Origin of the sequence: Promicromonospora thailandica (assembly GCF_024171955.1) — a bacterium.
Classification (GTDB): Bacteria; Actinomycetota; Actinomycetes; order Actinomycetales; family Cellulomonadaceae; genus Promicromonospora; species Promicromonospora thailandica.
On sequence record NZ_JAMTCS010000001.1, the window covers coordinates 431,303 to 456,320 of the forward strand.

24 protein-coding genes are annotated in these 25,018 nt (G+C 72.1%); 9 read left to right on the forward strand and 15 right to left on the reverse strand.

The window, feature by feature from the left end; genetic code table 11:
• Positions 1 to 91: 91 nt before the first annotated feature.
• The 3 genes from APR03_RS02035 to APR03_RS02045 are packed head-to-tail and all read right to left on the reverse strand — an operon-like array spanning position 92 to position 3,294.
• Positions 92 to 1,321, reverse strand: coding sequence for an NRAMP family divalent metal transporter (locus APR03_RS02035; protein WP_253832220.1), 1,230 nt, complete (start codon positions 1,319 to 1,321; stop codon positions 92 to 94).
• Positions 1,318 to 1,854: a hypothetical protein gene (locus APR03_RS02040; RefSeq protein WP_253832222.1), complete on the reverse strand. Its 537-nt coding sequence runs from the start codon at positions 1,852 to 1,854 to the stop codon at positions 1,318 to 1,320. Before APR03_RS02040 ends, APR03_RS02035 begins: the two co-directional genes overlap by 4 nt.
• 36 nt (positions 1,855 to 1,890) lie before the next feature.
• Complete coding sequence (locus APR03_RS02045) at positions 1,891 to 3,294, reverse strand: FAD-dependent oxidoreductase (protein WP_253832223.1); 1,404 nt, start codon at positions 3,292 to 3,294, stop codon at positions 1,891 to 1,893.
• 164 nt (positions 3,295 to 3,458) lie between these two features.
• On the opposite strand from APR03_RS02045, the gene APR03_RS02050 reads away from it, so the two are divergent.
• Entirely contained in the window at positions 3,459 to 4,208 is a 750-nt protein-coding gene (locus tag APR03_RS02050) for a PAS and ANTAR domain-containing protein (RefSeq protein ID WP_253832225.1), read from the forward strand.
• Between the two features lie 9 nt (positions 4,209 to 4,217).
• Here APR03_RS02050 and APR03_RS02055 read toward each other — a convergent pair whose 3' ends face one another.
• Positions 4,218 to 5,969, reverse strand: a complete 1,752-nt coding sequence (locus APR03_RS02055; protein WP_308216422.1) for a thiamine pyrophosphate-requiring protein — start codon at positions 5,967 to 5,969, stop codon at positions 4,218 to 4,220.
• A 110-nt stretch (positions 5,970 to 6,079) separates the two neighbouring features.
• The gene (locus APR03_RS02060; protein WP_253832229.1) at positions 6,080 to 6,448 is read right to left on the reverse strand and encodes a nuclear transport factor 2 family protein; all 369 of its coding nucleotides are present in this window, start codon (positions 6,446 to 6,448) and stop codon (positions 6,080 to 6,082) included.
• 78 nt (positions 6,449 to 6,526) lie between these two features.
• Here APR03_RS02060 and APR03_RS02065 point away from each other — a divergent pair, with 78 nt between their 5' ends.
• Positions 6,527 to 7,231, forward strand: coding sequence for a class I SAM-dependent methyltransferase (locus tag APR03_RS02065; RefSeq protein WP_253832231.1), 705 nt, complete (start codon positions 6,527 to 6,529; stop codon positions 7,229 to 7,231).
• Here the strand turns inward: APR03_RS02065 and APR03_RS02070 are convergent.
• Together APR03_RS02070 and APR03_RS02075 are read right to left on the reverse strand one after the other, a co-directional pair.
• Positions 7,218 to 7,661 (reverse strand): hemerythrin domain-containing protein, encoded by a 444-nt coding sequence (locus APR03_RS02070; protein WP_253832233.1) that lies wholly within the window; start codon positions 7,659 to 7,661, stop codon positions 7,218 to 7,220. The genes APR03_RS02065 and APR03_RS02070 overlap by 14 nt on opposite strands.
• 189 nt (positions 7,662 to 7,850) lie before the next feature.
• Positions 7,851 to 10,007: an alpha/beta hydrolase gene (locus tag APR03_RS02075; protein ID WP_253832235.1), complete on the reverse strand. Its 2,157-nt coding sequence runs from the start codon at positions 10,005 to 10,007 to the stop codon at positions 7,851 to 7,853.
• Positions 10,008 to 10,443: 436 nt separating this feature from the next.
• On the opposite strand from APR03_RS02075, the gene APR03_RS02080 reads away from it, so the two are divergent.
• The 3 genes from APR03_RS02080 to APR03_RS02090 all read left to right on the forward strand — a co-directional run bounded on the left by APR03_RS02080 (position 10,444) and on the right by APR03_RS02090 (position 12,592).
• Positions 10,444 to 11,214: an AAA family ATPase gene (locus APR03_RS02080; protein WP_253832237.1), complete on the forward strand. Its 771-nt coding sequence runs from the start codon at positions 10,444 to 10,446 to the stop codon at positions 11,212 to 11,214.
• 31 nt (positions 11,215 to 11,245) lie between these two features.
• Entirely contained in the window at positions 11,246 to 11,710 is a 465-nt protein-coding gene (locus APR03_RS02085; protein WP_253832239.1) for a GNAT family N-acetyltransferase, read from the forward strand.
• 96 nt (positions 11,711 to 11,806) lie between these two features.
• Positions 11,807 to 12,592, forward strand: coding sequence for an SDR family NAD(P)-dependent oxidoreductase (locus APR03_RS02090; RefSeq protein WP_253832241.1), 786 nt, complete (start codon positions 11,807 to 11,809; stop codon positions 12,590 to 12,592).
• Positions 12,593 to 12,644: 52 nt separating this feature from the next.
• Here APR03_RS02090 and APR03_RS02095 read toward each other — a convergent pair whose 3' ends face one another.
• Positions 12,645 to 13,613 carry an SLAC1 family transporter gene (locus APR03_RS02095; protein WP_253832243.1) on the reverse strand — a complete coding sequence of 323 codons (969 nt, stop codon included), beginning with the start codon at positions 13,611 to 13,613 and terminating at the stop codon, positions 12,645 to 12,647.
• Positions 13,614 to 13,930: 317 nt separating this feature from the next.
• Between APR03_RS02095 and APR03_RS02100 the strand changes: the two genes are divergently transcribed.
• The 3 genes from APR03_RS02100 (at position 13,931) to APR03_RS02110 (ending at position 16,643) form a co-directional block, all read left to right on the forward strand.
• Positions 13,931 to 14,755, forward strand: coding sequence for a helix-turn-helix domain-containing protein (locus tag APR03_RS02100; RefSeq protein WP_253832245.1), 825 nt, complete (start codon positions 13,931 to 13,933; stop codon positions 14,753 to 14,755).
• A gap of 125 nt (positions 14,756 to 14,880) precedes the next feature.
• Positions 14,881 to 15,621, forward strand: coding sequence for a hypothetical protein (locus APR03_RS02105; protein WP_253832247.1), 741 nt, complete (start codon positions 14,881 to 14,883; stop codon positions 15,619 to 15,621).
• Positions 15,622 to 15,686: 65 nt separating this feature from the next.
• Positions 15,687 to 16,643, forward strand: coding sequence for an aldo/keto reductase (locus APR03_RS02110; protein ID WP_253832249.1), 957 nt, complete (start codon positions 15,687 to 15,689; stop codon positions 16,641 to 16,643).
• Between the two features lie 59 nt (positions 16,644 to 16,702).
• Here the strand turns inward: APR03_RS02110 and APR03_RS02115 are convergent, their stop codons facing one another.
• The 7 genes from APR03_RS02115 to APR03_RS02145 all read right to left on the reverse strand — a co-directional run bounded on the left by APR03_RS02115 (position 16,703) and on the right by APR03_RS02145 (position 23,338).
• Complete coding sequence (locus tag APR03_RS02115) at positions 16,703 to 16,933, reverse strand: hypothetical protein (RefSeq protein WP_253832250.1); 231 nt, start codon at positions 16,931 to 16,933, stop codon at positions 16,703 to 16,705.
• 538 nt (positions 16,934 to 17,471) lie between these two features.
• The gene (locus APR03_RS02120) at positions 17,472 to 17,936 is read right to left on the reverse strand and encodes a hypothetical protein (RefSeq protein WP_253832252.1); all 465 of its coding nucleotides are present in this window, start codon (positions 17,934 to 17,936) and stop codon (positions 17,472 to 17,474) included.
• Between the two features lie 281 nt (positions 17,937 to 18,217).
• On the reverse strand, positions 18,218 to 18,757 hold the full coding sequence (locus tag APR03_RS02125) for a hypothetical protein (RefSeq protein ID WP_253832254.1): 540 nt from the start codon (positions 18,755 to 18,757) through the stop codon (positions 18,218 to 18,220).
• A 239-nt stretch (positions 18,758 to 18,996) separates the two neighbouring features.
• A complete protein-coding gene (gene ychF / locus APR03_RS02130; RefSeq protein WP_253832256.1) occupies positions 18,997 to 20,082 on the reverse strand; it encodes a redox-regulated ATPase YchF in 1,086 nt (361 codons plus the stop codon).
• A gap of 11 nt (positions 20,083 to 20,093) precedes the next feature.
• On the reverse strand, positions 20,094 to 20,879 hold the full coding sequence (locus tag APR03_RS02135; RefSeq protein WP_253832258.1) for a DinB family protein: 786 nt from the start codon (positions 20,877 to 20,879) through the stop codon (positions 20,094 to 20,096).
• 45 nt (positions 20,880 to 20,924) lie between these two features.
• The gene (locus APR03_RS02140) at positions 20,925 to 22,493 is read right to left on the reverse strand and encodes a hypothetical protein (RefSeq protein WP_253832260.1); all 1,569 of its coding nucleotides are present in this window, start codon (positions 22,491 to 22,493) and stop codon (positions 20,925 to 20,927) included.
• 17 nt (positions 22,494 to 22,510) lie between these two features.
• A complete protein-coding gene (locus tag APR03_RS02145; RefSeq protein WP_253832262.1) occupies positions 22,511 to 23,338 on the reverse strand; it encodes an ABC transporter ATP-binding protein in 828 nt (275 codons plus the stop codon).
• 179 nt (positions 23,339 to 23,517) lie between these two features.
• On the opposite strand from APR03_RS02145, the gene APR03_RS02150 reads away from it, so the two are divergent.
• Positions 23,518 to 25,017: a DNA recombination protein RmuC gene (locus tag APR03_RS02150; protein ID WP_253832264.1), complete on the forward strand. Its 1,500-nt coding sequence runs from the start codon at positions 23,518 to 23,520 to the stop codon at positions 25,015 to 25,017.
• Position 25,018: the final 1 nt, after the last annotated feature.

Below are 25,018 nucleotides of genomic sequence, written 5' to 3' on the forward strand. Positions count from 1 at the left end.
AGGTCGTCGACGGCGCGCACGGGCTCGCCGTCGGCGTCGAGCACCTGCCGGCTGAGCAGGTGCAGCCGGGCGTCCACGATGCGTTCGCGCGTCACGACCCCGCCCCCGTCGCGATCATGAGGGGGATCGCGGCCAGGGCCGCCACCACGACGATCACCAGGTACACCGTGCCGAGCGCGTTCACCACGCGCCCGTTGACGTACCGGCCCATGTACTGCGGGTCGTTGGCCACGACGAGGATGGGCACGTAGGTCAGCGGCAGCGCGACGGCGGAGAAGACGACCGACATCTCGGTGACCGTCACCGGGTCCACGCTGGTCATGAGGATGCCGACGCCGAGCAGCACCGCCACGATCATCGTGAGGTGGAACCGGGCGGCGTGGGCCGGCCTGCGGAACTTGCCCCACGACCAGCCCATGTACTGCGCCAGGGAGTACCCGCTGGACAGCGCGGTCTCCAGGGCGGCGCCGAACGTCGCGGCGACGATGCCGACCAGCACCACGGCCAGCAGCATGACGCCGCCCGCCTGCGCCACCGGCAGCACGATCTGGGACAGCGACGAGACCTCGATGCCCGCGGGGAGCAGCACGACGGCCGCGCACGCGGCGATCGTGACCGACAGCATGCCGCCGAGCGGGAACCCGATGAGCACGTTGACGCGGTTGGTCGCGAGGTCTTTGGCCGTCCAGCGCTCCTCGACCGCGCCGGAGGAGAAGAAGAACACCTCGTAGGGCGTCATGGCGGCGCCGAACAGGGCCACCGCGTAGTACCAGTACGCAGCCGGGTGCTCGTTCGCGGGCGGCGACGGCGGCACGGCCTGCCGCAGCAGCTCGCCCCAGTCCGGGCCCAGCAGGAACAGCGCCACCGCGAAGCCGATCAGCAGCAGGCCGAGCAGCCCGGCGACGTTCTCCATGACGTCGAACTTCACGCGCCACAGCACGAGCCACACGGCCAGCCCTGCCACGGGGATCCAGAGCCGCGGCTCGACGCTGCTGGCCAGGTGCAGCGCGAGCGCGATGCCGCCGATCTCGGCCGTGAGGGTGAGGAGGTTGATCGCGAACGACGCCACGAGGTTGGCGCCCGCCGCCCGGGGTCCGAGCCGCTCCCGGATGATCTCGAACGTCGCCCGGCCGCTCACCGCTGCCACGCGCCCGGACATGTTCGCGAAGCGGCAGATGCCGACCACACCCAGGACGACCACCCAGACGAGCGACAGCCCGAACCGGGACCCGACGACGGCGTTGGTGACCAGGTCACCGATGTCCACGAAGCCGCCGATGGCCGTGAGGATGCCGAGGGCGGCGCCCATGACCTTCTTCACGGGCCACCCGCCGCGGCCAGGGCGTCGTCGACGGCACCGGTGGCGGTGGCGAGGTCGGCGAGCAGCGCGTCGGCGGTGGGCGGTACGGCGTCCGCGCCGGCCAGGTCTCCCCCGGACCGCGCGGCGGTCCACTCCCGGGCGCGCACGACGACGTCCGTCACGTCGCCGACGGCGGACAGCCCCGTGGACCGCTGGTCGGACGAGGTGGCGTCGGGCGGCACGAGCGTGGTCAGCGCGAGCTCCGCGTCGTCGAGCGCACGGAGCTGGTCGAGCAGCGCCGTGTCGGCCACGGGCCCGGTGAGCCGGCCGCGCGAGAGCTGCTCGACCGTGATCCGGGTGGCCTGCGCCGCCGAGCGGGCCTCCGCGAGCGCGTCGGCCACCGCGGCGGTGGCCTGCCCCGGCTCCTGGTGGCTCGCGACGGTGCAGCCGGCGGTGGCGGTCAGCGTGCCGGTCAGCGTGGCGGTCAGCACCGAAGCGACGACGACGGACCGCGCCGCCCCGCGCCTCGTCGTCCCCACCCGGCCCCCGTGCATGCCTCCATGGTGCTCACCCGGGCGGATGCTCGCACGTCAGCGCGCTGCGAGGGGTTCCGTGGCCGGGCCGTCGAGCACCGCGCCGTCGGCGGCGAAGCGCGACCCGTGCACGGGGCAGTCCCACGACTGCTCCTGGTCGTTCCACCGGACCACCCCGCCCAGGTGCGGGCAGACCCGCGACACCCGACGGGACCCGGCGCGCTGCCCGGACGGGCGGGTCGCGGCGCAGGCCCAGCCGGCCGACTGCTCGGCGAACGTCGCGACCGTGTCGCGCGTGGGGCGTGCTGGGCGGGCCCACGGCTCCAGGGCCGGGGCCCAGTACTCGGGGCTCCCCAGCAGGCGGCCCGCCAGGGCGAGCCCGGCGGCCGCGGCCGTGGTGAGCCCCCACTTGGCGTACCCGGTCGCCACGAGCACCCGGTCGTCGCCGGGCACCGCGGGCCCGACCAGGGGCATCCCGGTGTCGCTCGTGTAGTCCTGGGCCGCCCAGGCGTGCCGCGCGGCGCCCACGGGCAGGTGCTCCCGGACCCACCCCTCCAGCGCGGCGACGCGCGCCGCCGGGTCGGGCTCCCGGCCCACGGCGAAACCCTCGCCGCCGACCATGAGCAGGTTGCCCGCCGTGCGCAGCGAGCGGGTCGGGGACCCCGCGGTGATCGACATGGTCGAGGCGAACCCCGGCGGCAGGTCCTCTGCCCGGGCCACGTCCCACGTCGTGATCAGGCTGCGGCCCGCGTGGAGCCGCAGGAACAGGCCGCCGACACGTCCCGGCGGGGTGCCGGTGGCCAGGACCACCCGGTCGGCGACGACGGTGCCGCGGGTCGTCCGCAGCGCGACGCCGGTGCCGTGCCGGCGCACCTGCCGCACGCGGACGCCGTCGTGCACCGCGACGCCGCGGGCGTGCAGCCGGGCGCGCAGGGCCGCGAGCGCCCGCAGGGGGTCCACCTGGCCCTGGCCGGGGAGCCGCACGGCGCCGTGGTTCGCGCCCGGGTACGGCGGCTCGTCCTCCCAGTGGACGGGCAGGCCGTGGCGCAGGCCCACGGCGAGGACGTCGTCGAGCACCGCGGTCTGCTCGGCCGTGGTCGCCACCGTCAGGTCGTCGCGGTCCTCCACGGGCACGCCCACCTCGGCGAGCGTGCGGCGCAGCCAGCCCAGGCCCGCCGTGCCCGCGGCGACGTAGTGGTGCACCGTGTCCTCCCCGAGGCGGGCGAGCTCGGCGAGCCGGGTGCCCTGCAGCAGCGAGAGCTTGCCCGTGGAGCGGGCGGTGGTGGTTGCAGCGGCCGCTGTGCCGGCCGGTGCGCCGGCCGTCCCGGCGTCGAGGACGACGACGTCCGCGCCGCCGTCGGCGAGCAGGTGCGCCGTCACGGTGCCGGTGAGTCCCGCGCCCACCACGACCACGTCGGCGCGCAGGGGGCCGCGCGCCGTCTCCTGGATGCTGTCGTCCATCCTGCCTCCGATCGCTGCGCCGTGCCCGGACCGTCCCAGGCTGGCACGGGGCGTGCGGACTCGCAGGGGCCGGTCAGGGGGCTGCGGTGGCCGGTGCCCGGGAACCGGGCTACGGTCAAGGTGGAGTCAAGACACGGCGCCGGACTGCGATGACGGAGGCCCCGATGACGACACCGACCGCACGTACCACCGCCCAGCAGGCGTCCGACGCCCGACCCGCAGCCGTCCCCGAGCGGGCCGGCGACCTGGTCAGAACGATCGCCGCGGGCACCCCGGTCGTCTCCGGCCAGTACCGCGTGGCGCTGGCGACCGGCACGTGGTGGTGGTCCGACGAGGTGTACCGCCTGTACGGGTACGAGCCCGACGAGGTCAAGCCCGGCCGCGCGGTGCTGCGGGCCCGCAGGCACCCCGACGACCAGGACCGCGTGGTCCACGAGGCCGTGCGCGCGCTGCGCGCCGGCCACCCCTTCACCTGCGCGCAGCGCATCGTCGACACGCACGGTCGCACCCGCACCCTCATGGTGTCCGGGCAGGCCGTGCGGACGGCGTCCGGCCCGGAGCTGGTGGGCCAGGTGGCCGACGTGACGCCGCTGCAGCGCGAGGCCGTGGCGCGGGAGGCCCGCCGGGCGGTCGACGGCGCGATGGCCTCGGCGGCGACGATCGAGCAGGCGCGCGGGGTGCTGATGGCCGTGCACGGGCTCACCGAGGAGGACGCGCTCACCATGCTCACCGAGCGCGCCGCGACCGCGGGCGCCGACCTGCGCAGCGTGGCCGCCCAGCTCCTGGCCGGGCTCGCCGAGCCGGGGGCGCTCGGCGCCCCCGCGGCCCGGCAGGTGCGCCGTGTGCTCGCCGAGGTGGTGCCGACCAAGCGGTCGCGCGTGCACGACCCGCTGCTCACGCGCCGGGCGGCCTGAGGCCGGGGTTCACTCCCCCGCGCGCTGCTCCCGCAGCAGGGCCGCGGCCTGGCCGCCGTCGGGCTCCTGCGCCAGCGCGTCGAGCGTCTGCTCCACCTTCTCCGCCTCCTGGCGCGGCGGGAGCAGCGGCACGTCGGGGTCCACGACGGCCTCGACGAGCACGGGCCGGTCGGCGGCCAGGGCGCGCGACCAGGCCTCGCCCACCTGGCCCGGGTCGTCCACGCGGATGCCCTCCAGGCCGAGCAGCCGCGCGTAGTCGGCGTACGGGAAGTCTGGCACCGTCTGGGAGACCGGGAACCGCGGGTCGCCCTCCATCTCGCGCTGCTCCCAGCTCACCTCGGCCAGGTCGCCGTTGTGCAGCACGAGGACGACGAACCGCGGGTCGGCCCAGTCGCGCCAGCGGTGCGCGACCGTGATGAGCTCCGACAGGCCGTTCATCTGCATGGCGCCGTCGCCCGCGAGCGCCACGACGGGCCGGTCGGGGTGCAGCAGCTTGGCCGCGATCCCGTACGGCATGGCCGAACCCATGGACGCGAGCGTGCTCGACAGGTGCGCGGGCACGCCCTCGGGCAGCCGCAGGAACCGGGCGTACCAGTAGGTGACCGACCCGACGTCGACGGCGACCTGGGCGTCGGACGGCAGGCGCGCGGACAGCTCGCTCACCACGTGCTGCGGGTTGAGCCGCTCGGACCGCTGCTCGACCCGGCGCCCGGCGACGTCGTGCCAGCCGCTGACGAAGCCCTCCACCTGGTCGCGCCACCCGGTGCGCCGCGGCAGCAGCGGCAGGAGGGCGTCGAGCGTGGCGGCGGCGTCGCCGACGAGGGCCTCCTCCACCGGGTACTTGGTGCCGATGTTGCGCCCGGTGACGTCGACCTGCACCGCCCGGGCCTGGCCGGGCGCCGGGTAGTACTCGGTCCAGGGGTCGTTGCTGCCCACGATCAGGAGGGTGTCGCACCCCGCCATGAGGTCGGCCGACGCGGTGGTGCCCAGGTGCCCCATGACGCCGCAGTGGTACGGCAGCGACTCGTCGAGCACGGGCTTGCCCAGGAGCGACGTCGTCAGGCCGCCGCCCAGCCGCTCGACCACCTCCCGCACCTGGCGTTCCGCGCCCGCGGCCCCCTGCCCGGCCAGCACCGCGACCCGCTCGCCGGCGCCGAGCAGGTCGGCGGCCGCGCGCAGGCGCGCGTCGTCGGGCACGACCCGGGGCTGCGCCCAGGCCGTCGAGGACTGCACGACGCCGTGCGACTGCTCGCCCTCGTCGGGCGCCTCGGCCTGCTGCACGTCGTGCGGCACGATCACGCAGACCGGGCTCGACGTCGCCAGCGCGGTGCGGAACGCGTTGTCCAGGGCGTGCGGCAGCTGGTCCGGCGAGACCACGGTCTGCACGTACTGCCCGCACACGTCCTTGAAGAGGGTGTGCAGGTCCACCTCCTGCTGGTACCCGGCGCCGAGCGCGCTCGTCACGACCTGCCCGACGATCGCGACCACCGGCTTGCGGTCCAGCTTGGCGTCGTACAGCCCCTCCAGCAGGTGGATCGCGCCGGGTCCCTGCGTCGCGAGGCACACGCCGGCACCCCCGCCGTACTTGGCGTGACCGGTCGCCATGAAGGCGGCCATCTCCTCGTGCCGCGCCGTCACCAGCTCGACCTGCTCCTCGTGCCGGCGCAGCGCCGCCAGCAGGGGGTCGACGCCGTCGCCCGCGTACCCGAAGACGCGGGTCACGCCCCAGTCGGCCAGTCGTTCGACGAGTCGGTCTGCCACGGTGGAGGTCATTCGCTCTCCCAGGGTCGTCCGGCGCACGACCGCGGCGTCGGCTCCACCGGGATGCGCCCGCTCCATCGTGGGCACGCGGCGCGGCACTCGCACGCGCGTCAGGCGGTGGCGGTGCAGTCCTGGCTGAACGTGTTCCACCAGCGGCCGTCGCGCTCGACCCACAGCGAGCTGACGTACATCGCCTCCGGCTCGCCGCCGCCGGCGGGCTCGTAGTCAGCGCGGTAGCAGAGGAGCACCGAGCCGGGCGCGACCTCGACGACACGCTCCTGGGTGATGCGGTAGGAGGTGACGGTCGGTCCGTCGGCGAGCTCGGCCGCGTGCTCGTCCCGGGTGGCGAAACCCGTCGGGTACAGGCCGACGAAGTCCTCGGAGAGCAGTGCGCGGTCGGCGTCGGGGTCCCCGGCGACCAGCGCGTCCCAGACCCGGGTCTCGAGGGCGACGAAGAAGTCGGTGGTGCGGTCAGGCATGGGGCTCCTCGCGGTGACGGTCGCGTACCCGGCCATGATGGACGTCCCCGCACCCCACCCGCCGACCGAGGGAACCTGATGCACGCCGACCACTACGACGGCTTCGCGGCCCGGTACGAAGCCGAGAACCAGCGCAACCTGCTCAACGCCTACTACGACCGCCCGGCGATGATCCGGCTCGCCGGCGACGTGGCCGGGCGCAGGATCCTCGACGCCGGGTGCGGGTCCGGCCCGCTGACCGCCGCGCTGCGCTCGGCGGGCGCGCTGATGACGGGCGTGGACGGCAGCCCGGAGATGCTCGCCCTGGCCCGCGAGCGCCTCGGCGACGCCGTGCCGCTGCACGTGGCCGACCTGGCGAGGCCGCTGCCGTTCGCGGACGGCGCGTTCGACGACGTCGTCTGCTCCCTCGTGCTGCACTACCTCGAGGACTGGGCGGGGCCGCTGGCCGAGCTCCGTCGGGTGCTCCGGCCGGGCGGACGACTCATCCTCTCGGTGAACCACCCGTCCGTGCGCGTGTTCTTCAACCCGGAGGAGGACTACTTCGCCACCCGGCCGTACACCGAGACGTTCGTCTTCGAGGACGGCACCGAGGAGCTGCCGTTCTGGCACCGGTCGCTGACCACGATGGTCCGGGAGTTCCTCGCGGCGGGGTTCCGCATCTCCGCCGTCGAGGAACCGCCGCCCGCGCCGGACACCCCGCGCGACCTGCTGCCGCCGCGCGTCGCGAGCGGCGAGCGGGAGGCGTTCCTGTGCTTCCTGTACGTCGTGCTCACGGCGGAGTGAGCGGCCCCAGGACGTCCGCCGGGTCCGCGTCGAGGCCGAGGGTCTCCAGCACGTGCAGCAGACTGCGCTCCTCGTAGCGGAAGTGGCTCTCCATGATCGCGGCGATGCCCTCGAGGTGGGCCGCCAGCGCCTCCGGCGGCTCGGCCGCCGACACCGCCGCCTCCAGGCCACCGACGAGGTGGCCGATCATCGAGTGGTCCTGGCGCAGCGCGCGCAGGGTCCCGGCCAGCTCGGGGTGCGCGGCCGCGACCGCGGGGAAGATCTCGCGGTCCTCCCCCTCGTGGTGCCCGGTCAGGGCCGTGCAGAAGCCGTGGCAGAACAGGAGGAGCTCGCGGGTCGCGGGTGTGCCGGAGGCGAGCGCCTCCCGCGTGACCGTCAGTGCGTCGCGCAGGCGTGCGTGCACCCTGCGCAGCTCGGTGCTCCAGGCCACCAGCCTGGTCGTCTCGCCCTCAGTCACGTGAGGGCGAAGGGGTCAGCGAGGTCATCGCCGTCTCCTTCGGGTCCCGCGCCTCCATGCCTGACACGGTCTGCCACCGGCACGCGACGCTGGGGCCGAGGCTAGCAGGCACCGGCGCGGCCGGCGGGGAGTCCCCGCCGGCCGGGCCGGGCCTGGGTGCCGCTAGGCGGCGTCCTCGACGAACAGGCGCGGCAGGAAGTCGATGAGCGACTTCTGCCAGACGTCCCAGCTGTGCGGGCCCGGGATGATCGGCGCGAACTCGTGGTTCACGCCGCGGTTCTCCATGGCGTCGATGAGCTGGAGCGTCGCACCGTAGGTGAAGTCCTGCACGTCACCGGAGTAGACGCGCAGCAGCTTCGTGCCCTCGTTGATGGCCTCGACGTCAGCGTTGGCCGGCGGCGCGCCGAACGCCGACATGGCGCCGATGTACCCGAACTCGCCCGGGTGCGCCCACAGGGTGCTGAGCGTGTGGCCCGAACCCATCGAGAGCCCCGCCAGCGCCCGCTGGTCGCCCCTGGAGCTGATGTTCAGCTGCTCCTGCGCGGCCGGGACGATGCGCGTGGTGACCTCCGTGGGGAAGTCCACGCCGTTGCCGTTGGCCATGACGACCACCATCGGCACCATCGTGCCGTTCCGGTAGTGGTTGTCGAGGATGCGCTGCACGTGGCCCACCTCGACCCAGTCGGTCCACGTCTGCCCGCCACCGTGCTGCAGGTAGAAGACCGGGTACGGCTCGGCCCGGTCCGCGTCGTAGTCCGGCGGCGTCCACACGTACGCCGAGCGCTCCGTGCCGCCGCCCGCGGTGCTCGGGTAGCTCAGGACGCTGACCTCACCGCGTGCCTCTTCCGGCACCTGCGCCGTGTACCGGCCACGGAGCGTGTCGCCCTCGACCGTGAACGTGCTCCAGGTCGGCTCGGAGAACACCGAGGTCGGGTTCGTGGCGTCCTTGCGGTCCACGCCGTCGACCACGAACTTGTAGTAGTACGAGCCGCCCTCGACCGCGAGCGAGAGCCGCCACGACCCGTCGGCCTGCTGGACCATGTGGGTGCGCGGCCAGCTACCGGCCGGGCCGAAGTTGCCCCAGACCGTGACGTTGTTCGCGTCGGGCGCGACCTCGGGGCCGAGCTCGAAGGTGACCACGCCGTTCTCGTCGATCCACGGCGTCGGGGTGGTGCCCGGCGCCGGCAGCTCGTGCGCCACGAACGGCAGGTGCCCCTCGCTCGGTCCCTCGTCCGCATCCTCCTGGAAGATGCGCCCGGCGAAGTCGTGCAGGCTCTTCTGCCACGTGTCCCACGTGCCGCCCGTCTCGGGGTCCGACCCGTCGGACTGGAACTCCACGCCCGCCGCCGTCAGCTTCCCCGCGAGCGCGACGGTGGAGTCGTACCCCGGGTCGGTGACGTTGCCCGCGTACAGGCGGACGACGTCGACCGCGTCGTTGATCTGCTTGGCCTTGCCCTTCGGGATCGCCGCGTCGAGACCGCCCGAGAACGAGCCGACGCCGCCGAAGTCGCGCGGCTTGGCGACCACGGCGTCCAGGGCCTGCTCCGCGCCGCGCCCGATGCCGGCGATGGCACGGTCCGCCCCCTTGTGGGAGACGTTGAAGGCGCGCTCGACGGCGGGCAGCAGGTCCTTCGTCACGCCGGCGGGGGCCGGTGCGTCGCCGTCCGCCATGACGACGACCATCGGCTCGGCGTCGCCGTCGAGCGTGAGGTTGTCCATGATCTGGCCGAGCCGGCCCAGCTCCACCCACTCGCGGTGGCTCTGGCCCTCGTCCTGCAGCAGGTAGAGCACCGGGTACCGCTGCGCGCGGTCCGCGTCGTACCCCGGGGGCGTCCACACGAGCGCCTCCTTCTGGTGCCTCGGCCCCTTGCCGTAGGCGAGCGTGTCGAGCTCGCCGCCGCCGGCCACGTCGTCGAGCCACTCCGCACCCGGTCCGGGCACGAACAGCGTGCTGTAGGTGGGCCTCGACGTCACCTCCTGCGGCGCGTCGGGGTTGCGGAAGGCGACCGCGTCCTGGTCCGCCGCGGGGCGCGCGGCGTACTGGTAGTAGTAGAGCCCGGGCTCGAGGGGGCCGAGCGTGGCGGTCAGGTTCGACCCGCTGGCCCCCATGTTGAGGTCGGTCCACGCCTTGCCGGGGCCGAAGTTCCCCTGTACCGCGACGGGGCCGTCCGCGATCCCGGTCGCCTCGGTCACGGCCGCGCGGGGCACGGTGAAGCGGTAGACGTCCGAGACCGGGTTGTCGGGCACCTCGCCCACCCACGGGTCGCTGCTCACCGCGTCGGCCGCGGCCGTCGGCGCGACGAGCAGGGTGCCTGCCATCGCGGCTCCAGCGGCAGCCGCCGCCAGTCGTCGGCCTCGTCGAAACGGGCGGGCGCTGCGCGCCTGAGGTTGTCTCACCATTGACCTTCCTCTCGTTCGAAATCGATGTCGTACGCCACGAGGGCGGCCGCTCCGCCGCACTCGCGCATGACAGGTGACCGCGTCGGCACCTGCCACGTGTGGGGGCCCGGGCCAGGCTGGCCCGGGCGGTTCGTCGCGCCGGTCAGCCGGTGGCGCTCACGCCTCGCCGGCCTGCGGCCTCGTGGCCGCGAGCAGGCCGTGCGCCGACAGGGACAAAGCTCTTCGGGTCATCTGCGTGCTCCCTTGCACGAGCGTGTTCCAGCCGAGGCCGAACTTTATCGATAAAGTGGACTTTAACGATAAAGTTGCGGCCTGACAAGACGTCGGCGCATCCGCCGTACGGCACGATGGCGGCATGGCACGCACCCGCACCCCGCGCGGCCCGTACGTGCGCGAGGCCCGCCTGGACGGGCCCGCCGCGGAGGGCTGGCCGTTCACGATCCCGGCCGTGCGGGCCCTGGCGGACGGTGCGGTGCTCGACCTCGACCACCCGGTCACGGTGCTGTGCGGGGACAACGGCAGCGGCAAGTCGACCGTCGTCGAGGCCCTCGCTGCCGCCGCCGGCCTCAACGTGGAGGGCGGGTCCACGAACTTCCGGTTCAGCACGCGGGAGGCCGAGACCCCGCTGGCCGACCACCTGCGCCTCGTGCGGCACCCTGGCCGGCGGCCGGCGGACGGGTTCTTCCTGCGCGCGGAGTCGTACTTCAACGTCGCCTCCGAGATCGAGCGCCTCGACGCCGTCCCGAACAGCCCGCGCCTGCTCCCGAGGTACGGCGGCGTCTCCCCGCACGAGCGTTCGCACGGCGAGTCCTTCCTCGACCTCGTGACCCACCGGTTCGGCACCCGCGGGCTCTACGTGCTGGACGAGCCGGAGGCCGCGCTGTCCGTCACGGGCTGCCTGGCGCTGCTCGCCCGCGTGACCGAGCTGGCCGAGGCGGGGGCCCAGTTCGTCCTGGCGACACACTCGCCGATCCTGCTGGCCATCCCCGGCGCGGTCATCCACCAGCTCGACGAGCACGGCCTGAGCCGCATCGCGTACGACGACGCGCTGCCCGTGGTCACCATGCGCGCCTTCCTGGCGGCCCCGGGGCGGTTCGTGGAGCGGCTCCGGTCGGACGCGCCCTGAGCGGAGCCGGCGGCCCCGGTACGATCCGGGCGTGCTCCACCCCGCGACCCCCGACGACCTCGACGAGCTGGCCCAGTTCCTGCGCACCGCCGACCTGACCGTCGCCGCCCTCGCGGAACCCGCCGTACGCCTGTGGCTCGAGCGCGACGGCGCCGACGGCCCCGTCCGTGCCACCACCGGCTTCGAGCTCGGCACCGACGGCCGGCACGCGCTGGTGCGCAGCGTCGCCGTCCGCCCCGACCTGCGAGGAACCGGGGACGGGCTGCGCCTCGCGCGCTTCGCCCTGGACCGCGCCGCCGACGCCGGGGCACGGCACGCGTGGCTGTTCTCCCGCAGGTCAGGCGGGTTCTGGCAGAAGCTCGGCTTCGAGCGCACGACGACGGACGCGCTCGCCGCGGCGCTGCCCGATGCGCACCAGGTGCGGCTGTTCCGCGCGACCGGGCAGCTCGAGCGGGAGGTCGCGTGGCGGCGTCCGCTGACGGTGCTCGCTCGATGACGCGCGTGGCGTGAGGCCGCGCGAATCTCACCCACCCGCGCCGTGGCGCCGTGCCCGCCCCCGGGGACAATCGACAGGGAGAGCGGGAGGCAGCAGATGGCACGGATTCTCCTGACCGGCAGCACCAGCGGGATCGGCCTGGCCGCCGCGGCCAGGCTCGCCGAGCAGCCGCACGACCTGATCCTGCACGGACCCGAGACCGAGCACGCCGCTGCCGCCGTCGTCGACCGGGTCGCACGAGGCGCCCACCCGGACGCGACGATCCGGTACGTGTCCGCGGACTTCACCGACCCGGACGCCGTACGAGCGCTGGTCTCCCCGGCCGGACGGCTCGACGTGCTCGTCAACAACGCCGCGGTACCGGGACCGCCGTCCCTGACGCTGGGGCCGGCGGGCACCGACGTCGCCTATCAGGTGAACTTCCTGGCGGGCACGCTGCTCACGCACCTCCTGCTGCCGGCTCTCGCCCCTGAGGGCCGGATCGTCGACGTCGCTTCGGCGACGCACTTCTCCGCGACGCTGGACCTGGACGACCTCGACTTCCGCAGGCGGACCTACTCCCCCTCCACCGCCTACGCGCAGTCGAAGCTCGCGATCGTCGCCTACTCCAACTGGCTCGCCGCGCGCGTCAGCCAGACGGTCGTGAGCATCCATCCGGGCGTCGTCGCCACGGGTCTGCTCCACGCCATGTTCGCGATAGACGGCGTGCCGCCGACGGTGGGCGGCGACAACCTCGCCGCCGCCACGAGCATGCGTGTCGCGAGCGGCACCTACCTCGACGAGACCGTCCCGGCCGAACCGTCGGCCGAGTCCCGCGACCCGGACCTGCAGAACAGGCTGGTCGAGGACACCCAGCAGCGGCTGGGGGTCTCGCTGCCCTGACGTCAGCGGTGTCCTCCGGATCGATCAGGCGAGTGAGGTCGCCGGACACCGATCAGGCACGTGCGGCCGCCCGCCGTCCGAGCCGCGGGATCAGGCCGAGCGAACGCACGGCTATGCCTCCGATGACGAGGGTGGCGACCAGCAGCGCCAACCACGAGAGCGCGGATCCGAGGGGCCCGCCCGTCGCCGTCGTGAGCAGGCGGATCGCATATGTCGCACTGGCGGCGACGGTGAACGTCGTGGCCCAGAAGCCGATCACGAACGGCGTGCGTGTGTACACGGGCAGCAGGAACAGGTGCGGCACCAGCAGCGCGATCATGAGCGCCGCGAAGACCGTGTCGACGATGGAGTACCGCCCCTCGGAGATCGCCCACCACGCGTTGCCGGCCACGGCCGGCGGCGCGGCGAAGATCGCGACGGTCGGAAACAGCGCAGGCGGGACCGCCGGTCCCGTGCTGTACCGCACGACGAGCAGGCTCGCGAGCAACATCCAGAACATGATCCCGACGGCGAGCAGGCCGATCGCGACGTCACGCTGCCCGATCGTGGCGAGCGACTGCGAGGCGACCAGGGTGGCCGCGACGGTGGGCAGCAGGTACCCGCCATGGATCGCCGTGGTGTCGCGTGGCTGTGACAGCACGGACGACACGAACCACGCTCCGTGTGTCGCGGAGAGGACGAGCATGGTCCACACCGCGATCGTGGACGCGACGGGGTACCACTGGAACAGGTGCGCGGAGAGGAGCGAACCGACTGCCGGGACGAGCGCAGCGAACGGGCCGAGCACGGGGTGGTGCAGATCGCGGGCGACGGCCCGCAGGCCGCCGGGCCGGCGCAGGTACTCGATCGTGATGAACCCCCAGGCCAGTCCCGCCACCGCCCAGAGCGCCTCGCCGACCGCCACCGGAGCGTCGAGCAGCTGGCCGGCCGTGGTCCAGGTTCCCGCGAGGCCGGCCGTGCCGAACGCGATACCGAAGAAGTTCAGGGGGAGCCTACGGGTGCCGGGCTCGGCGGTGGTCATCATTACCTCCGGTGTGGACTGGGAGATGCGCGAGGGTCGCCGGGCGCAGGGTGCGGCGTGATGAGACGTAAGGCACTGGCGCGCCCGGAACGAGACGGTCCGTCAGGAACCTTCCCCGAGTCCTCGCAGCGGTCGCCGGCCCTTCACGGACACCTTCGAACCGGCTGAGGTCGTGTTTTCTTCCCGGTCGGCCCGAGGCTCGGCGAACCCACCGACCGTAAACTGCTGGCACGGGCCGCGGGTGTCCCTGTCACGGACAGGCAGCTCGCCGCGGACCTCTGATCCTGGCCGGACCCGCCTCGGGGAAAGGACTCGCAGTGGCTGCCAAGGATTCGCCGCTCGGCGACTATCTGCGCGCGCGCCGCGCGGTCGTCTCTCCCGAGGAAGCCGGCGTCGTCTCGCACACGCTGCGCCGTGTCCCAGGTCTCCGGCGCGACGAGGTCGCCCGCGCCGCCGGCATCAGCCAGGAGTACTACCTACGGCTCGAACAAGGCCGCGACCGCACGCCGTCGGACCAGGTGCTGCGCGCGCTGGGTCGCGCGCTGATGCTGGACGAGGCCGCCGTCTCCTACCTGCTCCTGCTCGCGCACGCCGAACCGGTCGACCTGCAGGCACAGGAGGCCGCCGTCTCGATGGACAACCTCGCCGCGATCCTGAACGCCTGGCCCAACACGCCCGCGTACATCATCGACTCCCGCCACACCGTGGTGCTGTCGAACGCCATGGCCCGTGCCGTCGTCCCGCATGCGCTCGAGCCCGGCGTGAACATCGCCGAGGCAGTGTTCACCCTGCCTGAGGTCCGCGCGCTACCGACCTGGGACCGGCTTGCCTCACGTACAGTGCGCCGGCTGCGCTACTACGGGCACCCGTTCGATCCACGTCTGCACGCGCTGGCAGCGCGGCTGTCCGAGCAGGATCCGGTCTTCCGCACGCTCTGGGAACGACAGGACGTCGACCCGTACTACGACGGCGACGTACGCCCGGAGGTGCAGGGGTACGGTCAGATCGTGCTGCGCCACCAGACGCTGGTGGTGCCCGGCACACCCGGCTACCTGCTCTGCGTCTATCACGCCGAGCCGGGCACACCGAGCGCGGAGGCGATCGCCCACCTCGCCGCTCGGATCTCCTCCACCTCCGCATAGGCGCACCACCACTCGGCCCAGCCTGTCCCTCGGAGGGGCACGCTGGATCCGTGCGCGCTCCGTAACGTCGTCCTCGAGTTCGTGGCAGCCATGACCACCGCGGCCGCCGCCTGAGAGGAACGCCCATGACCCGCCCCATCCACCTTCTCGACCGTATCCTCCAAGCCCACGGCGGCCGTGCCCGCTGGGCCGAGGTATCGACCATCAGCGCCGAGCGCTCGTTCGGCGGCGTCTTCTGGGATCTCAAACAGGTCGCGGGAACCGCGGAGCACGGCCGGTTCACGGTCGACCTGCGCCACCAGGAGACCAGCCTGGAATCGTTCGGGGCTCCCGATGTGCGTACCCGGTTCACTGCGGACCGGGTCGAGCTGGTGCGTGGCACCCCGGACGGCGACGAGATCATCGAGGCCGTCGACAACCCGCGGGCGACCTTCGAGGGCCACGTGCTGGAGACCCCGTGGACTCCGCTGCAGCTCGCCTACTTCACCGGCTACGCCATGTGGACCTACAACACCGAGCCGTGGTCGTTCACCTTCCCCGGTGTGCAGGTCGAGGAGATCGGCCCGTGGACCGAACCCGACGGCACGGTGCTCGACCGCCTGCGAGTCACCTACCCGCCGGACATCGCGACGCACACCCCGACCCAGACCCTCTACGCGGACGCGGACGGCGTGCTGCGCCGCCGCGACTACGAGGTCGACATCGCCGGCGGATCCCCGAGCGTCGAGTACATGACGGACCAGTTCTGGGCCGACGGGCTGCTCCTCGCCGGCAGCCGCAAGATCTTCGTCCGTGACGGCGACGGCGCGGCGATACCGGACCCGCTCATCGTCTCGATCGACATCGGCGACGTCCGACTCGGCTGATCGGCCGACGTCAGTAGAGCGCCGGCTACATCCATCGATACGACGAAGACCCGTGGAGGGACGAGATGACGAACGATCCACTGGTGACACCGCCCGTCGCGCTCGGCACCTGGGCGTGGGGCGACAGCGGACAGGCAGGCAACGGCTACTTCGGTAGCCGCCTGACCGAGGCAGACCTGCACGAGATCGCCGAGAAGGCCATGACCAGCGGGCTGACCCTCTGGGACACCGCCACCGTGTACGGCATGGGCCGCTCCGAGCGGGCCCTCGCCAGGGCACTGACACAGTTCGACCGCGGCGAGTACCAGCTGTCGACGAAGTTCACCCCGCAGATCGCCGGGGCCGGCGACGACCCGATCGCCGACGCGCTCGAGCAGAGCCTGACCAACCTGGGCACCGACTACGTCGACCTGTACTGGATCCACAACCCCGCCGACGTCGAGCGCTGGACCCAGAGCCTGATCCCGCTGCTGGAGTCCGGAAAGGTCCGGCACGTCGGCGTCTCCAACCACGACCTGGACGAGATCGCGCGCGCTGACCGGATCCTCGGCCGAGCCGGATACCGGGTCGAGGCTGTGCAGAACCACTACAGCCTGCTCTACCGCAGCTCGGAGGAGGCCGGGATCATCGACCACTGCCGAGCGAACGGGGTGCGGTTCTTCTCCTACATGGTGCTCGAGCAGGGTGCGCTGACCGGTCGGTACGGGCCACAGAGCCCGATGCCCGCGGGCAGCGTCCGGGCCGCTGCCTACAACGACGTGCTGCCGAACCTGCAGGCTCTGACCGACCGGATGACCGCTCTCGGCGCGGCCCGGGGCGCGTCGCCGGCCGACATCGCTACGGCTTGGGCCGTCGCCAAGGGCACCACGCCCATCATCGGCGTGACGAAACCCGGCCACGTCGACGGGCTCCTCCGCGCGGGCGGCGCCGAGCTCACCGACGGGGAGATCGCCGAGCTCGAGAGCCTGGCCGACGCGACCGGCGTCGACACACGCGGCGGCTGGGAGCACGCGATGCAGTAGCGCCGCGCCAGGCCTGGGTCGGTGTGGCGCACGGGCGGCAGACCGCCACGCCGTCCGGGTCAGTCGTCCGAGGCGACGACCAGGTGGATGGATTCCCGTTCGCGGTCGATCGCGACGAACTCGTGAAAACTGGTGCTGCTCACACCGGCGTAGGACAGGAGGTCCGGTTCGACGTCCTTGGGGCCATCGAGACGATAGACCGTGCCCTGGTCGAGCGTCCGCGACAGCAGGTGCTCCACTCGGTCGTGGGAACGGAGCGACATGGGTGGCCCGGCCAGCTCGTCATCCATCCAGCTGTGGACCGTACTGCGCGCTGCGGCCGCCGTGGCGAGGACGAACATCTCGCCTCGGCGCGCCACGGTCCATGGACAGGAGCTCCGTCGACGCTGGTTTCCCCGCCGAAACCGTACGGCGATCCGTACCCGTACGAATAGAAGCGCGAGGACATCAGCGCGGTGAGCAATGTCCCGTCGTCAAGGCCGGCGTCCAGGGAGAACTGCACATGATCGACCCACATGAACGTGCCGTGATCGAGAGCGACGTGCGAATGCTCCTCGACACTGAGCCATGGAAGACGAGGCCAGGGCCATTCGGTGCGGGCGTCGCGGGGTCCGACGCGAGGCTCCCTCGCCGCTTCCTCCTCGGAGAGGAGCAAGAACGTCACGAACTGCTTGCCGACCTCCAGGACTCGCACCCACGACCAGCCGTCCGGCCGACCGGCAACGAGCAAAGCTCCCGCCGCAACGTGCGACAGACTTCGATTCGCCTGAACCCGTCCGATGCCGTCGGCGCCGACGTCGACCAGATCGGTGAAGATGTCGATCTCGATCATGCCGGCACTCCCTTCTTGAACGACTCGATTCCGCGTTCGTCGAGCGAGAGCTGCGCGGTCTCGGCGAACAGGACGGGGAGCCGCAGCAGGGCCGCGACACGGCTGATCTCCGGGGTGAGACCTTCGGCCCGCAACACCGCCGATGGCGCCGAGACTTGCTTGTAGAAGCCGTCGTAGACATGCCAGTCGTAGGTATACAGGCCGCGTCTGCTCGCTCCAAACCAGTCCGAGTAGTCACCAGAACGGTCTTGTTGTCTGCAATCGAGCGATTCGCCGATCACGGGCAACTGCGTTCGCAATCCCTCGACGACGGTTTCGACTGCCACTCCGTGACTCAGAACAGCCTCGGGGATCGGTCCGTATCCGGCGCTGGAGATGAGCGCGACAGATCCATCCCGGTCGGTCGCGAGGAAGTCCCACTCTCGCCCTACTACATCATCTCGGTCCAAAGACGCGCTCATGAGCGCATCCTCCCAGTGATCGGGACAAGGGCGAGCTGGCTTGGCACGGCTGCTATGGCGGTCCTTGCCCGCCAGAACAGGTCGTGGAGGACATCTGGGCGGTTGCGAACGGCGACCTCGCGCAGTCCACCTCTGCCGCCCACCTCGCCCTGCCTGACTTCCGAGACCTGCGAATGACCGCCAACGAAATGCGCGGCTGACGCTCATCGCCCACCTGTCCCCAGAGGGAACGCCCATCCACAGAGGAAGTACGCCGTGCTTCTCAATGCCAGCCCGTCCACCTACCGGCGCGCTTCTGGCGGAGCGTCCGACTCGAGCGACTGCGCCTTCTTCCTGAGGTTCCTCCGGACCAGCACGACAACGGGAACCGCCACGATCAGGATGACCACGAGAGCGATTCCTCCGGCGACGATCAGGACGTTCCCCACACCAGCCATGTGGTCTCCGGCGCTCGTGTCGTCGAGGCCCGCAGGCCTCGGCCCGAGCTCGTTCGCCAGCCACCCGTACTCGATCTCCCGGACCTCACCCTGGTACTCGATCGCGAGGATGTCGAACCTCATCGGCAGCTCGTTCCACACCACCGTGGCCGCCGTCTTCCGCGCGGCGTCACCATCCATGGAGTCGTGCAGCAGCACGATCGTCACGACGTCGACCGACTCCTCAGGGTGTTCGAGGTACTCCCTGCGCCCGGCGTGCACCCCCGCGTCGTCGAAACCCGCGGCTACGAGCTTCGACCGCACAGAGGCAAGGCCCTCCAGGAACTCACCCGAATCTGCCGTCGACGAACATCCGGTAAGAAGCATGAGGGTCGCCGTGAGCATGGCGAGCACACACCCGAGCGGGCTGTTTCCGATGGAACTGCGTCCGATTGCAGGACCATGCACGACGGACCCCCTCATCTTCGTGGGCGAATAGTCCCATATGGGCCTCGGCGGGGAGGACGTGCCGCCGTCACCCGCTCTCACCACGACGGTCAGCCGGGGTTCGCCTTCCTTCGGGCCACTGCCACTCGAGAGTCTCCAGGCCTGGTCAGCGGACCAGGCCGAAACCGGGGTGATGCTCAGACGTTGAAGCGGAACTCCACCACGTCGCCGTCCTGCATCACGTAGTCCTTGCCCTCGATGCGCGCCTTGCCCGCGGCCTTCGCGGCCGCGACCGAACCGGCCTCGACGAGGTCGTCGAACGAGACCACCTCGGCCTTGATGAAGCCGCGCTCGAAGTCCGTGTGGATGACGCCGGCGGCCTGCGGGGCGGTCCAGCCCTTGCGGATCGTCCAGGCGCGCGCCTCCTTGGGGCCGGCCGTCAGGTAGGTCTGCAGGCCGAGGGTCTCGAAGCCGACCTTGGCGAGCTGGTCCAGCCCGGACTCGGCCTGGCCCGTCTCGGCCAGCATCTCTGCGGCCTCCTCGGGTTCGAGCTCGACGAGCTCGGACTCGAACTTGGCGTCGAGGAAGATCGCCTGGGCGGGGGCGACCACCTTGCGCAGCGCCTCCTGCGACGCGGTGTCGGCCAGGCCCGCGTCATCGGTGTTGAAGACGTAGATGAACGGCTTGGCCGTCATGAGCTGCAGGCTCGCGATCTCGGCGAGGTCCAGGCCGGCGTCCGCGGCGCCCTGGTAGAGCGTGATGCCCTTGTCGAGGATCTCCTGGGCCTTCTTCGCGGCGGCATACAGGACGGGGTCGCCGCGCTTGATCTTGACCTCCTTCTCCATCCTCGGGAGCGCCTTCTCGAGGGTCTGGAGGTCGGCCAGGATCAGCTCGGTGGAGATGGTCTCGATGTCGCCGGGGGCGTCCAGCGATCCGTCGACGCGCACGACGTCCGGGTCGTCGAAGGCTCGCGTGACCTGGCAGATCGCGTCGGCCTCGCGGATGTTCGCGAGGAACTTGTTGCCCAGGCCCTCACCCTCGGACGCGCCCTTGACGATGCCCGCGATGTCGACGAACGACACCGTGGCGGGCAGGATCCGCTGGCTGCTGAAGATCTCGGCCAGCTTGTCCAGCCGCTCGTCGGGCAGCGAGACCACGCCGACGTTGGGCTCGATCGTGGCGAACGGGTAGTTCGCCGCGAGCACCTGGTTGCGGGTCAGCGCGTTGAAGAGGGTGGACTTGCCGACGTTGGGCAGGCCGACGATGCCGATAGTGAGAGCCACGTCGGGCAAGTTTACGTGGGTTGCGCGGTCGGGGCTGCGCCCGCTTCGATGAGGTCCAGGTCGCGGGTGGCGAACTGGTGGTGCTCCCACTCCTCCGAGAGCACCACCCAGACGCACTGGGCCGCGACGAACGGCTCCGACTGGTCCATCCAGGGTGGCGGGTCGGCCGGGCTGCCCGCCTGCTCGGGCGTGACGGAGGCCAGGTAGTCGCGCACCTCTCGCACCCGGCCGCGCCGTACCTCCAGCACCTCCGCGTACGACGGCGACGCGGCCGGGTCGATGCCCAGCGCAGGAGCCTCGTCGGCATACGGCGTGTGCGGCATCCCTGCGGGCCAGAACACGTCGGTGCGGCGCCCCTGAGCGCCCCACCGCAGCCAGCCGTCGGTGCAGAACACCAGGTGGCGCAGCGTCTGGGCGAACGACCACTCCTCGTCGACCGAGACGTCCACGGTGCCCTCCGGCATCGCGGCGACACGCTCGTAGGTCGCTTCCCACATGCGCTCGTACGCGTCGAGCGCCGCCCGGAGCCCGGCGAGCGTGCGGTCCTGGAGCAGCGCCCGCTCGGGGTGCCGCCTGTTGAGCTCGGCCTCCACGAGCGGCGCCACCTCGACCCCGTTGAGGCGCAGGCCGAAGATGTCGCCGTCGATGTCGGCCCCGGAGAGCTCCACACCCCGCATGCGCACGCCGTTGAGGCGCACCTCGCGGAACGACGCACCGGTCATGTCGACGTGACGGATGTCTGCACCCGACAGGTCGGCGCCGCTGATCCTGTCCACTCGTCCTTCGATGTGATCCATGTCACGGACGGTACGCCGGACCACTGACATCGACGCCGCCGCCTGTCAGGGGAACGACTGCACCTGCTGGAGCAGCTCCGGCAGCCGCCGGTCGTACACGCGCGCGCCGAACCGGACACCGAGGACCAGCATCAGCACGCCGTACAGCAGCCCGCCGACCAGCGTGGCCACGCCCCACAGCACGCCACCCAGGAGCACCGCCGCGATCCCGAGGGCGAGCACCGGCACGGACAGGCCGAGGGTGACCGCGAACCCGACACCCTGCGACACCATCGTGGCGACCGCCGCGCCCTGCGGGGACTTGAGCGGGCTCTCCCCCGGCTTGGCCACGGGATAGACGAGACGCGCCGAGACCGCACTGGACACGCCGGTGCTCACGAGCAGCAGGCCGAGGGCGAGGCCGAGCAACGGCAGCAGCAGGTGCCAGGAGTCGGCCACCCAGACCGTCGCCACCACGGTGAGCGCGGCGACCACCGGGCCCACCAGCAGCATCGGCACGGTCCGACCCCACCGGTCGGCCCGCCCGTCCACCCCGGCGGCCACGTGCAGCGCGAACGCGGTGTAGTCGTAGCCGATGTCGTTGGAGATGCTGAACCCGAGCAGCCAGGCCACGAAGGGGCCCGTCGCGAGCAGCATGAAGTAGTTGCCCGTGCTCTGCGTCGCGAAGTAGATGACGACCGGCAGCAGCGGGACCACCGCGATCGAGCCGGAGTACCTGGGGTCACGGAGCCAGTAGGTCGCCGTCCGCGCGGCGACGCCCCACGTGGGCGAGAACCGCACCAGGCCGAACGCGCCCAGCCCCTTCGCCCGGCCGCCCCCGCCGTCACCCATGGGCGGGCGCACCAGTGCCCGGCCGAGCGCCCGGTCCCAGACCAGCCAGGCAAGCCCGATCGTGCCGAGCGCGACGGCGAGCCGTCCGACCAGGCCGAGCCAGTCGCCGTCGTGCGCCGCACCGGCGAGCGCCCACGCGGCGCCGAACGGTGTCCAGCCGACGACGGCCGCCGCCTGCTGCACCATCGCGAGGAACGCGTTGCCGTCCTCCGCGGGCCCCACCGAGATCTCGACACCGTTGGTGAGCCAGCCGATGAGTGGGCCGATGAGCACCGCGAGCACGACGGCCACGATCGCGACGACCTCGCGGTAGCGGCGGGACTCCAGCACCGGCGCGAGCGTCGTGGTGATGGCGCGGGAGCCGATGACGCACGTGGCGACGCCGAGCACGGCGCCCACCAGGGCCACCAGGAGCACCCCCGGCTCGACCACCCACGCGAAGGCGGTGCCGAGCGCGAGGAGCACGGTCGCGATGCCGGGCACGGAGATCAGGCCCGCCACCGCCAGCCCGGCGACGAGGGTGCGTCGCGGGATCGCGAAGGTCGTGAACCGGTGCGGGTCGAGCGTCGCGTCCACGCCGAAGGCGAAGATCGGGATCAGCCACCAGCCGAGCACGGTCACGGCACCGCCGAGGGTGACGGCCAGACCGGCCAGCGCCGGGTCCTCGAAGAAGGAGATGGCGGCGACGGCCACGACCAGGGAGCCGACGATGCCCAGCGCGTAGAGCGACGCCAGGATCAGGCCGATGGTCTGCCACACGCTCTTGCGGAACGTGTTGCCCATCAGAGTCAGCTTGAGGGTCAGGAACCGCGCAACCACGAGAGCCCCTCCGAGTGCTGACGGCCTCCGACGAGGTCCACGAACCGGTCCTCCAGGCTCTGCTCGCCGCGCACCTCGTCCACGGTGCCCGCCGCGAGCACGTGCCCGCCGGCCATCACGGCGACGTGGTCGCACATGCGCTGCACGAGGTCCATGACGTGGCTGGAGACGATGACCGTGCCCCCGCCCGCCACGTAACCCTTGAGGATGTCGCGGATGTTCGCGGCGCTCACGGGGTCGACGGCCTCGAACGGCTCGTCCAGCACCAGGGTCCGCGGGGCGTGGATCATCGCGCTGCCCAGCGCGATCTTCTTCGTCATGCCCGCCGAGTAGTCGACCACGAACGTGTCCGCGTCAGCCGTGAGGTCGAACGCCTGGAGCAGGTCGGCCGTGCGCTCGACGACGGTCGCCTTGTCCATCCCGCGCAGCATCCCGGCGTAGGTGAGCAGCTGGCGGCCCGTGAGCCTGTCGAACAGACGCACGCCGTCGGGCAGGATGCCGAGCGTGGCCTTGGCCTCGTCGGGGTGCGCCCACAGGTCCACACCGTGCACCGACGCGCCGCCGAAGTCAGGGCGCAGCAGCCCGGTCGCCATCGAGAGCATGGTGGTCTTGCCCGCCCCGTTGGGACCCACCAGGCCGTAGAACGAGCCCGCCGGCACGTCGAGGTCGACGCCGGAGACGGCGATCTTCTGGCCGAACCGCTTCCACAGGCCGCGCACGCTGAGCGCGGCGGACGGGTCGAACGGGGGCGGTTCCGGGGCTCCCTGGGGTCCGCCGCCCCCAGGGTTCGGGTGGGCTGGGGTCGTCATGACACACAACGTATCGGTGACGTCCGACACCGCGGATCCGACGCGGGGATGAGTACCGGAGGAAAACGGGGTCCACCTGTGGTCGGAGGTCGGCGCCGCCGGCTCGCGGACCGCACGAATCAGACCGTGCGGGGTGTCGTCGTGCCGGAGTGTCGGTGGCTCGTGGCAGCCTGTCGCCCATGGACATCGTCGCGACGATTCTGCTGATCCTCGGCGCCCTCCTGGTGGGCGCGCTGCTGGGATGGCTCGGGCATGCGCAGCGCATCGCCCCCGCCCAGCGCGCCACCGACCTGGAGACGGCGCGCCTGCGCGCCCAGGCCGAGTCGGCCGAGCAGCAGATCGCGGCAGCGCAGGACCGGGCGGACGAGCTGGTGGCCGCGGCGCGCGAGCGGGCCGCCGAGCAGATCGCCGCCGCGCGGACCGAGCAGGAGAACGCCCGGCGGCAGTTCCAGGCGCTCGCCGGAGACGCACTGGACGCCAACAGCAAGCGGTTCCTGGAGCTGGCGGAGGAGCGGCTCAAGCGCTCGACCTCGGACGGCGTGCAGGCGCTGGCCCAGCGTGAGGCGGCCGTGAAGTCCCTGGTGGACCCGCTGACCAAGGCCGTGGAGCAGGTCCGTACGGAGGTGCTCCAGGCCGAGAAGGCGCGCATCGAGGGTCAGGGCGCGCTCGTGGAGCAGATGCGCAACGTGGCCGAGGTGTCGGCGGAGCTGCGCAACGGCACCGCCGACCTGGTCACCGCGCTGCGGTCGTCGCAGACCCGCGGTGCGTGGGGGGAGCTCCAGCTCCGCAAGGTCGTCGAGTCGGCGGGCATGATCAACCGCGTCGACTTCACCGAGCAGGCGCAGGTGACGAACGAGGACGGCACGCTCCGCCCGGACATGGTCATCAACCTCGCCGGCGGCAAGCGCGTGGTCGTCGACTCCAAGGTGGCGTTCATCGGCTTCCTGGAGGCCCAGCAGTCCGACGACGCCGCGTACCGCGAGCAGCGGCTGGACGCGCACGTGCGCCACATGCGCAAGCACGTGGACGACCTCGCCGGCAAGAAGTACTGGAACCAGTTCGAGCCGGCGCCTGAGTTCGTGGTCATGTTCGTGCCCGCGGAGGCGTTCCTGTCGGCGTCTCTCGAGCGCGCCCCGGAGCTGCTGGAGTACGCGGCGCAGAAGAACGTCATCATCGCGACACCCACCACGATGCTGGCCCTGCTCCGCACCGTGGCGTACGCGTGGCGGCAGGAGTCGCTCGCGGAGAACGCGCAGAAGGTGCTCAGCGTCGGCAAGGAGCTGTACGCGCGGCTCGTCACCATGACGGGCCACGTCACCCGGACCGGCCGGGCGCTGGAGACCGCGACGAAGAGCTACAACCAGATGATCGGCTCGCTGGAGCGCAACGTGCTGACGTCGGCCCGGCGCATGGTCGAGCTGGACGTGGTCGACGAGCGGGACGCCGTCGAGGAGCTCAAGGGCGTCGAGGAGGTGCCCCGCCCGATCACGAAGCCGGAGCTGCTCGCCGCGGACGAGGGCGGCATCGTCGCGATCGACCGCGCCCAGGAGGCCGAGGGGATCCTGGTCCAGGAGCTGGAGGTCACGGCGCTGGCGGTGACCGACAAGCGCGCCCTGGAGGCGGTCGAGAAGGCCGCGGCCGACGGCAAGGACTCCCCTGCCGTCGACCAGGCCGGCTGAC

What these genes read in the sequence shown, in the direction of transcription:
- APR03_RS02095 (WP_253832243.1), bottom strand. Translation starts at nt 13,613, where the DNA reads ATGACCACCGCCGAGCCCGGCACCCGTAGGCTCCCCCTGAACTTCTTC.
- APR03_RS02105 (WP_253832247.1), top strand. Translation starts at nt 14,881, where the DNA reads ATGACCCGCCCCATCCACCTTCTCGACCGTATCCTCCAAGCCCACGGC.
- APR03_RS02135 (WP_253832258.1), bottom strand. Translation starts at nt 20,879, where the DNA reads ATGGATCACATCGAAGGACGAGTGGACAGGATCAGCGGCGCCGACCTG.
- APR03_RS02140 (WP_253832260.1), bottom strand. Translation starts at nt 22,493, where the DNA reads ATGGGCAACACGTTCCGCAAGAGCGTGTGGCAGACCATCGGCCTGATC.
- APR03_RS02115 (WP_253832250.1), bottom strand. Translation starts at nt 16,933, where the DNA reads ATGGATGACGAGCTGGCCGGGCCACCCATGTCGCTCCGTTCCCACGAC.
- APR03_RS02075 (WP_253832235.1), bottom strand. Translation starts at nt 10,007, where the DNA reads ATGGCAGGCACCCTGCTCGTCGCGCCGACGGCCGCGGCCGACGCGGTG.
- APR03_RS02045 (WP_253832223.1), bottom strand. Translation starts at nt 3,294, where the DNA reads ATGGACGACAGCATCCAGGAGACGGCGCGCGGCCCCCTGCGCGCCGAC.
- APR03_RS02080 (WP_253832237.1), top strand. Translation starts at nt 10,444, where the DNA reads ATGGCACGCACCCGCACCCCGCGCGGCCCGTACGTGCGCGAGGCCCGC.
- APR03_RS02060 (WP_253832229.1), bottom strand. Translation starts at nt 6,448, where the DNA reads ATGCCTGACCGCACCACCGACTTCTTCGTCGCCCTCGAGACCCGGGTC.
- APR03_RS02120 (WP_253832252.1), bottom strand. Translation starts at nt 17,936, where the DNA reads ATGAGCGCGTCTTTGGACCGAGATGATGTAGTAGGGCGAGAGTGGGAC.
- APR03_RS02050 (WP_253832225.1), top strand. Translation starts at nt 3,459, where the DNA reads ATGACGACACCGACCGCACGTACCACCGCCCAGCAGGCGTCCGACGCC.
- APR03_RS02145 (WP_253832262.1), bottom strand. Translation starts at nt 23,338, where the DNA reads ATGACGACCCCAGCCCACCCGAACCCTGGGGGCGGCGGACCCCAGGGA.
- APR03_RS02110 (WP_253832249.1), top strand. Translation starts at nt 15,687, where the DNA reads ATGACGAACGATCCACTGGTGACACCGCCCGTCGCGCTCGGCACCTGG.
- APR03_RS02125 (WP_253832254.1), bottom strand. Translation starts at nt 18,757, where the DNA reads ATGCTCACGGCGACCCTCATGCTTCTTACCGGATGTTCGTCGACGGCA.
- APR03_RS02065 (WP_253832231.1), top strand. Translation starts at nt 6,527, where the DNA reads ATGCACGCCGACCACTACGACGGCTTCGCGGCCCGGTACGAAGCCGAG.
- APR03_RS02090 (WP_253832241.1), top strand. Translation starts at nt 11,807, where the DNA reads ATGGCACGGATTCTCCTGACCGGCAGCACCAGCGGGATCGGCCTGGCC.
- APR03_RS02040 (WP_253832222.1), bottom strand. Translation starts at nt 1,854, where the DNA reads ATGCACGGGGGCCGGGTGGGGACGACGAGGCGCGGGGCGGCGCGGTCC.
- APR03_RS02150 (WP_253832264.1), top strand. Translation starts at nt 23,518, where the DNA reads ATGGACATCGTCGCGACGATTCTGCTGATCCTCGGCGCCCTCCTGGTG.